This is a genomic window from Mesorhizobium sp. M4A.F.Ca.ET.020.02.1.1 (assembly GCF_004022645.1).
GTDB lineage: Bacteria > Pseudomonadota > Alphaproteobacteria > Rhizobiales > Rhizobiaceae > Mesorhizobium.
This window is the reverse complement of the sequence record NZ_RZOI01001354.1, coordinates 1-558: the sequence shown is the minus strand read 5'-3', so window position 1 is coordinate 558 and position 558 is coordinate 1. Positions and strand designations below refer to the sequence as shown.

At 65.4% G+C, this 558-nt stretch carries 1 pseudogene; it reads left to right on the top strand.

The annotated features are described in order from the left end of the window. Window positions 1-9: 9 nt before the first annotated feature. Window positions 10-558: pseudogene (locus EN742_RS37100) on the top strand (glucan 1,4-alpha-glucosidase); the annotation flags it as partial.

Sequence of the window (558 nt, the reverse complement as noted above, 5' to 3'; positions counted from 1 at the left end):
GGCCAATGCATGGCAGCGACCGTTGCTCAGGGCGCCCCGGGGATACCGGCGCGCTGGACGTCAAGCGCCAAGAGCGGCGTTGGCACTGCGCTTTCTGAGGTCAGCCCCCTCTGGTTCACGCTCAGCCACGGCATCCTCAACGAGATCTACCATCCGCGCCTCGACAGCGCCTGCACGCGCGACATGGAACTGATCGTCACCGGCCCCGGCGGCTATTTCTCCGAAGAGAAGCGCGATGCCGCGCATGAGGTCTCGACGGTCGATGCCGGCGTGCCCGCCTACCGGCTGACCAACACCGCGACCGATGGGGCGTACAGGATCGGTAAAAGGATCATTACGGATCCGAAACGCCCTGTCCTGCTGCAGGAGATCACCTTCTCGGCACTCAAAGGCTCAGCTAGCGATTACCGCGTCTACTCGCTGCTCGCGCCGCATCTCGTCAATGCCGGCATGGGCAACACCGCCTGGCTGGGCGAGCACAGGGGCAAGCCTGTGCTGTTCGCCTCGGGACGCGGCACTTGCCTGGCGCTTGCCTCATCGCTGCCCTGGGGCTGTCTC